We start from the raw sequence: 12609 nt of genomic DNA on the forward strand, positions 1-12609 counted from the left end.
GCTCTCGCCACGTCCTCGCCGCACCCCTGCCGCGCGGCCCTCACCGTGCCCTCACGGCGCGGTCCATGGCCTCCGCCGCCAGCCGCGCCGCCGCCTGCCGCAGCCCCTGACCGAGCAACGACGTGCGGACCTCGCCGCCGGCCGCGAGCGACCGGTCGTAGGGCATCGGCACCACGCGCGCACCCCCGACCTCCAGCCGCTCCACCGCCCACCCCTCGTCGAGCACCATGTCGGGCGAGGCGTGGACCAGCGCGACGACGGTGGCGGCGAGCATGCCGGCGTCCAGGCCGCTGGCCCAGTCCAGCACCCAGCGGGTGGTGTCGACGCCCTCCACGGTGGCCGGGGCGACGAGGACGCGCGCCTGCGCGGTGGCCAGCGCCAGCCGCGCCACCTCGGCGGGCAGCGTCTCGCAGTCGATGACGGTCGTGCCGAAGAAGCGGCGCAGCGACGTCGTCACCGTCCAGTACGACTGCATGTCCAACGGGCCGTCCACCGCGCCGCGGCTGCCGGGCAGCAGCCAGCCGCCGGGGAACGGCACCAGGTAGCCGGTCACGTCGGTGATCCGCATCGACGGGTCGACGATGCGCGCCAGGTCGGCGCAGGACCAGCGGACCTCGCGGGCGCCGAGGCGGTGCGGCAGGGTGCCGAGGATCGCGTCCGCCTCGACGGCGAGGACGGGGTCGGAACGGTAGTGGCCGTAGGTGAGGCCGAGCAGCGCCGCGACCGTGGACTTGCCGGCGCCGCCCCGGATGCTGGTGACGGCGATCTGCCGTCCCGTGGTGACGGGCTGCTGGATGAGGCGGGCGGTCTCGGCGTGCAGCTCGGTGTCGCGGGCGGCGGAGGAGAGCAGGCGGCGGGTGGCGTTGAGGGCGCGCCGGGTGGCCGGATCGCCCTGCCTGACGCGGCCGAGTGCCCGCTCCCGGTCGGGCGCGACGGGGTGGGCGGTCAGGGGCGCGGGGGGCGCGGCGGGGGCCGGGCGAGGCGCGGGTGTCACCGGCGCGGGCGCGGGGCCCGGCGGCACCGTCGGCACCGTCGGCACCGACGGTGGAGCGGACGGCGGCGCCGGCGGCGCCGGCTGCGCCGGTGGCGGCGGGTGCGGCACGGCGGCGGAGGAGACCATCTCGCGCAGCACCTCCCCCTGCCAGTCCCCGGCCCGCTCCCGACGCCCCTGGTCGGCCCGTCCCGCCTGCCCTTCCCGTCCGTCGCCGTTGGTCCCGTTGGCCCTGTCGGCCCTGTCGGCCCTGTTGGCAGCGTTGGCCTCGTTGGCCCCGTTGGCCCCGTGCTCCTGACGGCCGGTCATCAGAACGTGTCCAGCAGGCGCCCGTAGACGCCGAACGCGCCGATCGCGACCGGGACCAGGACCACCACCGCGACCGCCTCCGCGAGGTTCACGATCCGGCGCAGCCGCACCCGCACGTGGTCCGCCGGGCGCACCACGTTCAACACCAGCGGCACCGCGGCCACCGCGCAGGCCACCACCAGCGGCCCGGCCGGCTCGCCCGTCTCCTCGGCCCAGACCACCACCAGCCGCACCACCAGCACCGCGCCCGCCGCGAGCAGCGCGGCCACCTCGACGGCCAGCGGGCAGGCCCGCGCCCGCGACAGCAGGACGACCGCGAGCAGCACCGTCACCCACACCGTCCACCCCGTGGGTCCGCCGTCGCCGCCCGGTCTGCCGGGCTCGCCCAACGCGAGCCACCCGCCCATCGCCGCCGACGCGGCCACCGTGACCGTCGCCAGCGCGAGGCCCCGGTGCGCGGCGGCCAGCGCCACGTCCACCCGGTGCCGGCTGACGGAGGCGCCGCCCGCACGCTCGTCGTCGAGCCGCGTCAGCCCGGCCGTCATCAGCGCGTACCGGGGCAGCAGGCCGAGCGCCAGCACCGACGCCGTGCCGAGCACCACGCCGCCGAGCGCCGCGTCCTGCCGGTCCGTCAGCGCCAACGCCGCCACCCAGCCGCCGAGCAGGACCAGGCCGATGCCCGCGCCGACGTACGCGCTGCGCCCGAGCGCCGTGAACACGCCGAGCAGCACCAGCAGGCCCACCCCCACGCCGCCGACCGCCGCCAGCCGCACCGCACCGTCCGCTCCGCCGCCCGTCGCCCCGCCCGCGCCGCCGTCCGTCAACGCCCAGGCGCCGAACGCGCCCAGCGCCCCCGCCAACAGCAGCAGGACCGCACCCGCCTCCCCGCGCGTCTGGCCCCCGCCCAGGCGCGTCGCGGCGACGCCGGCCACGGCGGCGGCCAACGCGACCGCCACCAGCCAGGGGCCGACCGCGTCCGTGCCGTACCAGTCCCGGGCGAGGACGGCCGCGACCAGGCCGAGCGTCAACGTGGCGGCCCCCGTGGCCCAGGCGCGGACGCGCTCGTCCCGCCACCGCCAGGCCCGTTGCTCCACGTCCTCGGCGGCGGCGTCCGCGACGTCGTGCACGACGGGCGCGGCCGGTGTCTCCTCCTGCCGCACCAGCCGCAGCACCGCGCCGTCCTCGACGCCCACGGCCGCCAGCGTCGCGTCCTGGGGCAGCACCGCGCCGTCGGCGGTGACCAGGCGGCGCGCGAGGGGCCCGCCGGCGGGCCGGGGCCGGTCGTCGAGCAGCCGTAACACGTCGGGCAGCAGCGCGCCCACCGGTTCGTCGGCCGGCACCACGAGGTCGACGCGGCGGTGTTCCCCGACGAGCGTCACGCGGCTCAGCCGCCGTCCGCCCCGCGCGGGCGCCTCGACCGCCCGCGTCACGGGGCGCCTCCGCCCCACGCCGCGTCACCGTCCGACCCGACCGCCGTGCGCCGCTCCCCGGCCATGCCGAACAGCCCACCCTCCTGGTCCATCTGATGGGAGAGGAACGACCAGCCCACACACCCCGCGCACACGACGGCGGCGAGCGCGATCCCCCCGAAGACCTTCCCCAGCCCCTCGTCGAGGGCACGCCGCACGCGGTCGGAGCCGAACAGCAGCGCGTCGCGCAGCCGTCTGCGCCGCACCGCGACCGATTCGAGCAGCTGGTCGTCGTAGTCCCGCGTCACGCGTACCCTCCCCGTCCTTCGCCGCCGTCCTTCGCCCGCGTCTCGTTCCCGCCACCCGGCACCCAGTATGCGCGTTCGTTCGACTACGGTGGGAACCGAACGGCTACGGTGAGCGTTCATTCCGATGGGCCATCACGCCGTACACAGCGCACCTTTCGTATCGAACCGTCTCGTGATCACAAGCCAGACAGCCCGTCGCAGCCACGTGGGGAGGCCGACGTGAAGTTCGACATGGGGACCCAGACACTGCAGTCGCTCTCGCGCCAGTCGCAGGGTTCGAGCACGGACCTGGGCACGCTGATCCAGCAGTTGGTCAGCGCGGCCGAGCCCCTGGAGGGCCGGTTCAATGGCCAGGGCAAGGCGGCCTTCGACGCGTTCAAGGCGCGGTCGGACGAGATAGCGCACGCGCTCAACAGCGCGCTCAGCGCGATCCTCGGCGGCCAGACCGGCATGGAGCAGGCGTTCGGCGCGGGCGACCAGGAGTCCACGGACAACGCCACGCAGGCCATGGGTTCGGCCAACTTCGACGCCGCGCGCTTCACGGCCCGCTGACGCCGACGCGGCCCGTCCAGGACAGCAGGCAGCAGGCAGCAGGCAAAGACGAAGCACGTCACGTACCAGGAGGGGGACCGTCCATGAGCACCCTGGACCGTCGCAGCTACGACACCGGCGCCTCCGCCGAGGCGCAGACGAACATCACCGGCGTGATGAACCTGCTGGAGGGCGTCATCACCGCCAGGGACCAGCAGGTCAAGGCCGCCATGGCCGACTTCCAGGCCGACGGCGTGTCCGACCAGTACCAGGCCGTCGAGCAGCGCTGGAACAGCTCCGCCCAGGAGGTCCGCGAGATCATCACCCTCCTGCGCACCACGCTGGAGAACAACGACGCCACCGCCCAGACCACCCTCAGCCGCGCGCGGGCGGCCGTGGACGGCATCGGCTGACAGGACGATCCCAGCACCGGCTGGAGAGGGGGAGACCGAGCATGCCCGACTGGGACATCAACCCGACCGGGGTCGAGGAGGTCATCGGCCGCACCGTCGACCGCGCCGACGACGTCGAGGGCTGGGGCAGCGGATACGGCACACACCTCCAGAACGCGGCCACGTACGCCGGCACCCTCGCCATGGCGGGCCAGGAGGTGCCAGCCATGGGGATCGTGGGCGCGGCGCTCGGCGAGTTCGCCGAGGCCACGCGGAGGGACATCGAGTACGTGGTGGTGCGCGCCTCGAACTCCCTGGCCGCCGCCCGCGAGGCCACGATCCACTACGTCAACGGCGACCTCGACATGGCCGCGGACTCCCAGCGCGAGGCGCAGCGCCCACCGGAGCTGCCGTCCCTCCAGGCGCCGGGGCCGCGCCAGGGCGCGCACCAGGAGCCCGTCTAGACCCACGGGGGGTGATCGCTGATGTCGATCGAGGACGAGTTCCACCGGGCGACGTTCGACGCCCCTCCGGCCTGTCGCCCCGAGGGGCCGGAGCGGGTGGACCCCGCCGGCATACCGACGTTCACCGGCGACCTGGCGCTGCTGGAGACGGCACACGGCGCACTGACGGACGACGCGGGCGCGTTCCGCGACATCGGCGCCGAGGTCCACTCCCGTTTCCAGGGGTTATCCGCGTACTACCAGGCGCCCGAGGCGGAGCAGCTGTTCGCCACCACCCAGCCCGTCCGTGACCGGGCGGACGACTTCGCGAGCGACCTCGAGTCCGTCGCCTCCGCGCTGTCCGCGTACGCCGACGAGATCCGCCCGCTCGTCGAGCGCCTGAACACCCTGCGCGCCGAGGCGCACGCCTTCGTCGACGAGATCGCGGACGACGACGACTGGCGGTACGACGGCGGCAAGACCGACCGCAACAACGAACTCCTCTCCCAGATCTCCACGACGGTCGCGGAGTTCTGGGCCGCCGAGCGCCGCTGCGCCAACGCGATCACCTCCCTCGTCGGCGGCACGCGGTGGACGGTCGACGACGGCTCGGGCGGCGAGCACATGTACGGCATGTCCGTGGAGGACATGTCCCAGGCGGCGGAGACGCCCTGGGGGCAGGCCGTCGAGGAGAAGCGCCACTGGTACGAGGTGCACCACCACCTGAAGTCGTTCGTGTGGGACGGCATCATCGTCGACGGCATCTGGGGCACCCTCACGGGCCTGGGCACCCTGCTCAACCCGTGGAGCGACAACTTCGGCGCCGCGTGGCAGGGCCTGGGCCAGCTCGCCACCGGCCTGGCGATCCTCGCCATGCCGATCGCCGGCCCGCTGGCCTACGGCGCGTCCCGGCTCCTGCCCGAGGACAACGCGGTCCGCGGCTGGATCGACGACAGCATGCGGACGACGGTCGACGTCGGGAAGTCCCTCGTCGCCTGGGACGAGTGGAGCGAGAACCCGGCCCGCGCGGCCGGCCTGGTGACGTTCAACGTCGTCACCACCGTCGCCACCCTCGGCACGGGCACGGCCGTGCGCGGCACGGGCGCGGCGGCCACCGCCACCACCCGCGCGCTGAACGCGGCGGCCCGCGTCGGCACCGTCCTCGACCCGATGACGTACGTCGGCCGCGGCGTCTCGGCCACCTTCCAGGCCCTGAACATCGGCGACATCACGGCCAACCTCGCGGGGCTCAACGCGCTGGACGCCACCCACCTGCCCGACGGCGGCTTCCGCCTGCCCGACGGCACGGTCATCCCGGAGAACTTCGCCCTCGACGACCTCCCCCCGGGCGCCGCCACCCTCCGCCTCGACGACGGCACCATCGCCTTCCCCCGCGACCCCGACCTCCCGGGCCACACGGGCGCCCTCCTCGACCCGGAGACGGGCAACCTCCTCCTCCCGGACGGCACCCTCATCGACGAACACGGCACCGTCCTCCAAACCCCCGACCAGGCCCCGACAAGCCCTGCCGACGAGGCCGCCAGCCGGCCCGCCGTACGCGACCCAGAACTCGCCACGATCGGAGCACACGGCCCCCCGGACCACCTCACGGCCCACGCGGGCGACGGCCTCCCGGGCGGGATCGCCCCGAACGGGCCCACCGCCCAGCTCGGCGACAACGGCGTCCCGCCAAGGGGCGGAGGAGGTGGGGGGAGCCTAGACCCTCGCACAGGTCCTGCGCCGAGCGGTGGTGAGCCTTCCGGCCCGATCGCTGAACGGCCGGCGGCTGGCACGGGCACCGACGGCCCAATCCGTGGCGGGTCAACAGGCGACGGCGTGCTTCGTGGTGGAGGATCGGGATCAACCACAGGCGACACGCCTGGTGGGGCCAGTTGGGACCTACTCGAACCGCGACAGTCATCGAGTCCCGGGCCGATGGCTCGGGGTAGCGAGGTTGAGCAGGCGATTCGCAGCATGGACACCGTTCGCAGCCGTGTTGATCCAGGCGATCTCGAACGTGCTCTCAGCCGGCTGTCAAATGATCCCGCTGGCCAGCAGATTGCCGAGATTCTGGCATCGGGCAGGCTCAACGAAGTAAGCGGCATCGACCAGGTCATTTCGAGTATGGGCGCCCATTCTGAGAGGATGTATCCCGGTGCGGCCGAACAGATTCGCTTGGCAGACCGACTGATCAGCAACGGAGTTGATGTCACTCATTTCGAGTTCAAGGGAGTAAGCAGTGACGGAACAAGCTACGACCTCGATGTGCGAGCGCATAGCGCGGACGGCTCCGTATATGGATATCAGCTCAAGGAAGTAAGCAACCCAAACAAGTTGTTCCAGAAGATTCAGGCAAGTCTGCGACAACTGACGGCGTCACCTGCGGATCATCGCATCTTCGTCATCGATACCAACGGTAGCCTCGCTGACTTGGTCGCCCGTAACATGCCAGAGAGACTCCTAGACCACTATGGTCAGCATCGCGTGATGTTCGCCATCCGGGTCGACGATGGCATCCTCTATGTGCCACCTGACGGCCAGTTCTACCCTTTGGGAGCATCGTGATCACCACCACCCCGATCGCCCGATGGACGTGGCACAGGGAGGGACCGTCGAGCGACCCGGTGTCCGACTGCCTTGGCGCTGTCCTCGCTGCCCGTCAGGCCCTTCTTGAACGTGCTCTCATCACGAGTGCACCGAGCCTGTTCGTGTCCGTGTGGAAGCAAGGGACCGCACAGACCCGTCTCTTCAAGGACCGCCTACCGGTACCGTCGGGCGATCACGCAAGTGCGAGTCAACGACTGGCAGGGGTGATTGAGAACCACGCCTCGCAGGGTTCGGTCGGCCTCGTCGACGCGAACATCGAGTGCGCCGGAGACTGGCTGGGGCCCGAAGGGGCAGTTCACGAACCACGTATGTTCGTACTGGGTTGCATCGTGATGATCGATGCCCTGGTCCTACAACTAGAGACGGTCTCCGATGCATGGATGTCGCATGATCTGCGAGGAAACAGGCAACCAGAGATCTTCGAGTTGAATCAGCCACGCCTGGCCATGGCTCTGAGAACCCTCTCGACCGTCATGGACACCGAGACCGTGCCGGGCGACCCCACTGACTTCGGCATTCCCAACGACACCGGAGTCGCCCCACATGCCCGCAGCGACGGCACGGTGCCGGACACGTGGAGGATCTTCGAACTCCCACTCCGCGAACGCCGCCCTTGAATCTGCTCATACTCGGGAGAAAGGGCTTTGGAACTGGCTGGCTGCCTGGCCGTTTTGGCAGATGCGATTCAGTCGACCCGCTGTATGAACTCGCTCCACGCCGTGACGGATATGAGGAGCACCGGCCCGTCCGGGCGCTTGCTGTCGCGGACGGGGACGGCTTCGGCAAGGCCGTGCGCGACCTCGACGCATTCGTTCTGGGCTCCGCTGTAGCTCGATGTGTACCACCGCAGGGGTGGGCCAGCCATCGTCGTGGGTCGCGGGTGTTCGGTCATCGGCGAAACTCCTGTCGTGCCTCGGACAGCAGGGTCTGGGAGGTCCTGGCGCTGGCGGCCTGGGAGCGTAGGTAGTCGAACGCCAACCTATAGGCGGTCACGTCCTCCTCGTCATCGAGATACAGGCCACGTCTGCGCATCTCGACGAAGACCACGCCCATCTGACCGTCGTCGCGACCCAGGATGAGGAAGTGACCGTTGCCTGCAGCCGTGGCGCCCGCGTCGAACGGCATCACCTGGATGTCGACGTTGGGGCGCTGGGCGAGTTCCAGTAGCCGGTCCATCTGCTCAGCCATCACCTCGGCGCCGCCCACGACTCGTCGTAGGACCGCCTCGTCCAGGACGGCCCAAAGGTGGAAGGTTGGTTGTCGGTCGAGGATCTGCTGCCGACGCAGGCGTTGGTCGACCCACACGTCGAGTTCCTCACCATGGGAGCGAAGCTCCGTCGCCTGCTGGGTCGCACGGGCATAGGCCGGCGTCTGGAGCAGCCCGGGGACCAGGGAGTTCGCGTACACGTGCTCGTGGTCCGCCCAGTCCTCGAAGCTCACGAGAGGGTCCATCCACGCCGGCACGGCCACGTGGCCGACCCACCACCCTTCCTCGCCCGGCGCCTTGGCGAGACGGACGACCGCGTCACGTTCGTCGGGTGCGGCGTCGCAGGCCTGGGCCAGGTCCCTGACCATCTTCCAGTTGATCCCTGCTCGGTCGCGCCATGTTTCGTAGCGGCTCACCGTCTGCTTGCTGACCTCGGCTCTGCTGGCCAGCTCCGCCTGGGTGAGCCCCGCGCGCTCGCGGAGCCGAACGAGGGCTCGCGCCAACTGCAGACGCCTGGCCGGCCCGGACTTGGCCGTCATCGTCCCCTCCATCCGCTGGTGCTGAGCAACCACGCGAGAGTAAGCGGGTGTTGCCATCTCGGGTCGCACTCCTCGGCGATTTCACTCGATCGTTGGAACCCCTGCCATTAGTAACCTAATGATGTTGGTCCCAATGCCATGCTTCCGGCACCGCTACCAAGGGAGTCCGCATGGCTACACACGACGAACGCCTCCCCTCACCGCCCGACTGGACCGGCGCCGTCGCGTGGGCCGTCGCGGCCGGGGCCCGTGCGGAGGACGTGGTCGGCGCCTGGCGCCTTGACCGGGCCGCCGTCGTGCCCGTGGGTGGGTTGTGGGACGTCGTCCGGGTGGCGCGGGCGGCCGGCTTCGACGCGTTGGATCGGCTGTGGCGACGGGGTGAGGCCGTCGGGCCGGTGCTCGACGCGCGGCCGCGTGACGCCGTCGAGTACATCGTTCCGCGCGGTGACGCGGATGGCTGGCCGGCGTTGCCGTGCACCGTCGCCGTCGGCGCGGGCGTCATCCGGTGTCCGTCGCCGCGGCTCACGCGGGCCCACGGGCGGCGCGCCCTCTGCGGACGGCGGTGGCTCGTCCCGCCGCCGGTGACGGTGAGCGGGCCGGCGACGACGGACTCCGACGTGCTCTGCGAGTGCGTCGCGGCGGCGCTGGTCAGGAGGGCGTTGTCGCGATGAGTCGGTTCGGCGGAGGGCCGGGCGGAAGCCTGAGCTGTGCGCGGCGTCTCGCACGGGAGCCGCGATCGGTCGGCGCGGCGCGGGAGTTCGTCGCGCGGACGCTCACGGTGTGGGGGTTCGGGGACGGGCCGGACGGGCTGGACGTGTGCGTGTCGGAGGTGGTGACGAACGCGGTCGTTCACGGAGGCGAGGAGGACGGGGAGGACGGGGAGGTGATCATGGTGCGGGTCGTCGTCGCGGGGGCGGGGGTGCGGGTGGAGGTGTGGGACGCGGACACGGGCCTCCCGGTGGGGCGGGAGGCGGGGCCGTGTGAGGAGTCGGGGCGCGGGCTGGCGCTGGTGGGCGCGCTCGCCGAGGAGTGGGGCGTCGTGCGGGAGGCCGTGGGCAAGACCGTGTGGCTCGCGTGGGGCACTACGACGCGTCGCGTTCCGTGAGGAGCAAGGCGGGGACGGGGGCGGGGGTCTCGCGGGAACGCCTCGAGGCATGGGGGTGGGGGCCACCACGTCGCCGTTGCGCCGTTCGTCGGGGATTGACCGGTCTCCCCGGTTCGTCGACGCTCACGGCATGGGCTATCGCGGTGTTCTCTTCGACTTCGGTGGCGTGCTCACCACTCCCATGCGCGGCATCGGTGCCGCGTTCGAGCGCGCCGAAGGGCTGGTCGCGGGCGCGTACGGCGCGGCGCTCACGCAGCACCCCGAGGGGGTGCGGATCTACGCGGAGTTGGAGCTGGGGAGGGCCACGCAGGAGGAGTGGAACCGGGTCGTCGGCGGCATCCTCGGCATCGATCCGACGGATCTGATGCGGCGGGCCCTGGCCCATCTGCGGCCGGAGCGCCGGATCGTCGAGTTCGCGGCGGCGGCGCGCGCCGCCGGCCTGAGGGTGGGGGTGCTGTCGAACTCCTTCGGGTTGGACCCGTTCGACGTCTACAGGGAGTTCGGCGTCTACGAGTCCTTCGACGCCGTTCTGCTGTCGGAGGTGGAGGGGGTACGCAAGCCCGATCCCGAGATCTACCGCCGGGCGCTGGCGGCGCTCGGCGTCCGGGGTGAGGAGTGCGTCTTCGTCGACGACCACGCGGGCAACCTGCCTCCCGCCCAGGCTCTCGGCATGGCCACCGTTCACGCCACCGACGTGGGGGCGACGGTCCGGCGGCTCGCCGCCCTGCTGGGCGTGGTCCCGTGAGCCGACGGTGGCGCCATCCCAGCTGAGGGGGATCTCAGCTCGGCACTACGGGCTCGCTCTCGCCCTCCTCCAGCCTGACGACGCCCTCGCCGAAGCGTTCCTCGACGGCCGCCCGCAGCTCGGGGGTGAGCTCGGGGGTCATGGCGCGGACGACGTTCTCCGGCTCGTCCACGACGGGGTTGTCGATGTCCGGGAACTCGTCCGTCAGCGCGTCGCGCACCTCGTTCAGTTCCTCGTAGGTGTGTTCGGCCCCGACCAGGCACAGGCCGCCGCCCCACAGTTCGCGCAGCTCCGCCTCGTGGGCGGCGGGGTCGCCGGTGTAGGCGGCGACGACGATCGCGTTCGTGGGGTCGGTCGACGGGTGGTTCTCCCCCGCCAGCTCCTCCTGGTCGATGTACTCGGACCACGCGCCGGCGTAGGTGTCGAGCTCCTTGGCTCGCCTCATCACGGCGGCGAAGTCCGACTCGTCGGTCTTCGCCGGGTCGGCGATCCAGCCGTCCTCGGGCCGCGCGCAGGGCCGCGCCTCCGCCTGCCCGTTCTCCGCCTGCCCGTCCTGGCCCCGCTCGCGGTCCTCCGCCGCCGGGGGAGCCTGCCCTCCCGCGTCGTCACGCGTGCCCTCCGCGTCCGAGCCACCGCACGCGGCGGCTCCCAGCAGACAGGCCCCGACTCCGATCGACGCGAAGGTGGCTCGGACGCGCGTCGGCCGGCTCGTCGCCTTCGTGTGTCGCTTCATGCGCCTGTGACGGTCCGGAGCCGGCCATGGTTCCGGCGGGGGACGAACAGACCGCCGTCGCCGTGGCGTTCGTCCGGGTCTTCCGGTACTTCCCCACCAAGGAGGACATCGTCCTCTTCGACGAGGGCAACGCCGTCAAGGAGGCGGCCCCGCGGGCCCGCCGCCGCTCCCGGGGGGAGGTCAGGCGTCCGCCTCCGTGAGGACGAAGACCGGTATCTCGCGGGCGGTGCGCTTCTCGTACGTCGCGTACAGCGGGAAGGCCGCGACCGCGCGGGCCCACCACGTGGCGCGTTCCTCGCCCGTGACCAGGCGGGTGACGTAGTCCTTGCGGACCGGGCCGTCCTGCAACGTGACCCGGGGGTGGGCCGTCAGGTTGTGGTACCAGTCGGGGTGGGCCGGGTCGCCGCCCTTGGAGGCGACGACGGCGTACTCGCCCTCGTGCTCGACGCGCATCAGGGGCGTCTTGCGGAGCTTCCCGCTCCGGGCGCCGAGGGAGGTGAGCAGCACCACGGACATGCCGTTCATCGACGTGCCCTTGGTGCCGCCCGAGCTCTCGATCAGCTCGGCCTGCTTGTTCGACATGTCCCAGGTGCCGGGTTCGTGTTCTCCACGCAGAGGCATGGTCGGTGAACGGCCGGCGGCGGGCCGTTGTTCCGGCCCGTTCCCCGCCGCCCGCCGGAACACCCGAAGGAGGGAGACTGCGCGGCGGACACAACCCGATGGCGGTCACCCGGAGTCAGGTGAGTGAAGGGGGTGCGTCAGACCATGCACACGGGGACCAGCGGCACGAGCGCGCCGACGTTCGAGGAGTACGCCGGCGTCATCTGGCCGTCGCTGTACCGCAGCGCGTATCTGCTCGCCGGCAACCACGCGGACGCCGAGGACATCGCTCAGCAGACGTTGTTCAAGGCGTATCGCTCCTGGTCGCGGGTGGTCCGGTCGGACTCGCCGGACGCGTACGTGCGGCGCGTGCTCACCAACGTGTTCCTGTCGGCCCGCCGCCCGAGGAAGCGGCGGCTGGAGCTGTTGACCGACGCCCCGCCCGAGCGTGAGGCCGCGCAGGCGCCGCACGGGCCCGAGGAACGGTTGATGCTCTGGTCGCACGTGACGTCACTGCCGCCGCGCCAGCGCGCGGTGATCGTGCTGCGCTACTACGAGGGCCTGAGCGAGCAGGAGATCGCCGACGTCCTCGGCTGCTCGTGCGGCAACGTGAAGTCCACCGCGCACCACGCCCTCAAGGCGTTGCGGGCCGCCTTCGGCTCGGAGCGCACCGACGGGAGGGAGAGCTGA

At 72.0% G+C, this 12609-nt stretch carries 17 protein-coding genes; 10 read left to right on the forward strand and 7 right to left on the reverse strand.

The features are described from left to right. Nucleotides 1-40 precede the first annotated feature (40 nt). Genes ACTWP5_RS01370 through ACTWP5_RS01380 form a run of 3 tightly spaced genes read right to left on the reverse strand, consistent with a single transcriptional unit; the run spans nt 41 to nt 3017 of the window. Nucleotides 41-1300 carry a hypothetical protein gene (locus ACTWP5_RS01370; RefSeq protein WP_443218768.1) on the reverse strand — a complete coding sequence of 420 codons (1260 nt, stop codon included), beginning with the start codon at nt 1298-1300 and terminating at the stop codon, nt 41-43. After that, nucleotides 1300-2730: a type VII secretion integral membrane protein EccD gene (eccD, locus tag ACTWP5_RS01375; protein ID WP_443218769.1), complete on the reverse strand. Its 1431-nt coding sequence runs from the start codon at nt 2728-2730 to the stop codon at nt 1300-1302. Before eccD ends, ACTWP5_RS01370 begins: the two co-directional genes overlap by 1 nt. Next, complete coding sequence (locus ACTWP5_RS01380) at nt 2727-3017, reverse strand: hypothetical protein (RefSeq protein ID WP_443218770.1); 291 nt, start codon at nt 3015-3017, stop codon at nt 2727-2729. Before ACTWP5_RS01380 ends, eccD begins: the two co-directional genes overlap by 4 nt. 219 nt (nt 3018-3236) lie before the next feature. On the opposite strand from ACTWP5_RS01380, the gene ACTWP5_RS01385 reads away from it, so the two are divergent. From ACTWP5_RS01385 to ACTWP5_RS01405, 5 genes are all read left to right on the forward strand, one after another. Beyond that, a complete protein-coding gene (locus ACTWP5_RS01385) occupies nt 3237-3569 on the forward strand; it encodes a hypothetical protein (protein ID WP_443218771.1) in 333 nt (110 codons plus the stop codon). An 83-nt stretch (nt 3570-3652) separates the two neighbouring features. After that, nucleotides 3653-3961: a pore-forming ESAT-6 family protein gene (locus ACTWP5_RS01390; protein WP_443218772.1), complete on the forward strand. Its 309-nt coding sequence runs from the start codon at nt 3653-3655 to the stop codon at nt 3959-3961. A 41-nt stretch (nt 3962-4002) separates the two neighbouring features. Continuing rightward, complete coding sequence (locus tag ACTWP5_RS01395; RefSeq protein WP_443218773.1) at nt 4003-4404, forward strand: DUF6507 family protein; 402 nt, start codon at nt 4003-4005, stop codon at nt 4402-4404. Nucleotides 4405-4425: 21 nt separating this feature from the next. Then, the gene (locus ACTWP5_RS01400) at nt 4426-6948 is read left to right on the forward strand and encodes a hypothetical protein (protein ID WP_443218774.1); all 2523 of its coding nucleotides are present in this window, start codon (nt 4426-4428) and stop codon (nt 6946-6948) included. After that, nucleotides 6945-7607 (forward strand): hypothetical protein, encoded by a 663-nt coding sequence (locus tag ACTWP5_RS01405; protein ID WP_443218775.1) that lies wholly within the window; start codon nt 6945-6947, stop codon nt 7605-7607. The genes ACTWP5_RS01400 and ACTWP5_RS01405 overlap by 4 nt, the downstream gene beginning before the upstream one ends. Before the next feature lie 68 nt (nt 7608-7675). Here ACTWP5_RS01405 and ACTWP5_RS01410 read toward each other — a convergent pair whose 3' ends face one another. Both ACTWP5_RS01410 and ACTWP5_RS01415 read right to left on the reverse strand, forming a co-directional pair. Next, a complete protein-coding gene (locus ACTWP5_RS01410) occupies nt 7676-7882 on the reverse strand; it encodes a DUF397 domain-containing protein (protein ID WP_443218776.1) in 207 nt (68 codons plus the stop codon). Beyond that, nucleotides 7879-8736, reverse strand: a complete 858-nt coding sequence (locus ACTWP5_RS01415; protein WP_443218777.1) for a helix-turn-helix domain-containing protein — start codon at nt 8734-8736, stop codon at nt 7879-7881. Before ACTWP5_RS01415 ends, ACTWP5_RS01410 begins: the two co-directional genes overlap by 4 nt. A 170-nt stretch (nt 8737-8906) precedes the next feature. On the opposite strand from ACTWP5_RS01415, the gene ACTWP5_RS01420 reads away from it, so the two are divergent. The 3 genes from ACTWP5_RS01420 (at nt 8907) to ACTWP5_RS01430 (ending at nt 10586) form a co-directional block, all read left to right on the forward strand. Next, complete coding sequence (locus tag ACTWP5_RS01420) at nt 8907-9407, forward strand: hypothetical protein (protein ID WP_443218778.1); 501 nt, start codon at nt 8907-8909, stop codon at nt 9405-9407. Beyond that, nucleotides 9404-9841, forward strand: a complete 438-nt coding sequence (locus ACTWP5_RS01425) for an ATP-binding protein (protein WP_443218779.1) — start codon at nt 9404-9406, stop codon at nt 9839-9841. The genes ACTWP5_RS01420 and ACTWP5_RS01425 overlap by 4 nt, the downstream gene beginning before the upstream one ends. A gap of 130 nt (nt 9842-9971) precedes the next feature. Beyond that, nucleotides 9972-10586: an HAD family hydrolase gene (locus ACTWP5_RS01430; protein WP_443218780.1), complete on the forward strand. Its 615-nt coding sequence runs from the start codon at nt 9972-9974 to the stop codon at nt 10584-10586. 34 nt (nt 10587-10620) lie between these two features. On the opposite strand, the gene ACTWP5_RS01435 is transcribed toward ACTWP5_RS01430, so the two are convergent. Continuing rightward, a complete protein-coding gene (locus ACTWP5_RS01435; protein ID WP_443218781.1) occupies nt 10621-11319 on the reverse strand; it encodes a hypothetical protein in 699 nt (232 codons plus the stop codon). 26 nt (nt 11320-11345) lie between these two features. On the opposite strand from ACTWP5_RS01435, the gene ACTWP5_RS01440 reads away from it, so the two are divergent. Next, entirely contained in the window at nt 11346-11519 is a 174-nt protein-coding gene (locus ACTWP5_RS01440) for a hypothetical protein (RefSeq protein WP_443218782.1), read from the forward strand. On the opposite strand, the gene ACTWP5_RS01445 is transcribed toward ACTWP5_RS01440, so the two are convergent. Beyond that, nucleotides 11500-11940 (reverse strand): nitroreductase family deazaflavin-dependent oxidoreductase, encoded by a 441-nt coding sequence (locus ACTWP5_RS01445; protein WP_443218783.1) that lies wholly within the window; start codon nt 11938-11940, stop codon nt 11500-11502. The genes ACTWP5_RS01440 and ACTWP5_RS01445 overlap by 20 nt on opposite strands. A gap of 144 nt (nt 11941-12084) precedes the next feature. On the opposite strand from ACTWP5_RS01445, the gene ACTWP5_RS01450 reads away from it, so the two are divergent. Beyond that, nucleotides 12085-12609: a SigE family RNA polymerase sigma factor gene (locus ACTWP5_RS01450; protein WP_443218784.1), complete on the forward strand. Its 525-nt coding sequence runs from the start codon at nt 12085-12087 to the stop codon at nt 12607-12609.

This window comes from Streptomyces sp. 4N509B (assembly GCF_052245655.1).
Taxonomy (GTDB): domain Bacteria; phylum Actinomycetota; class Actinomycetes; order Streptomycetales; family Streptomycetaceae; genus Streptomyces.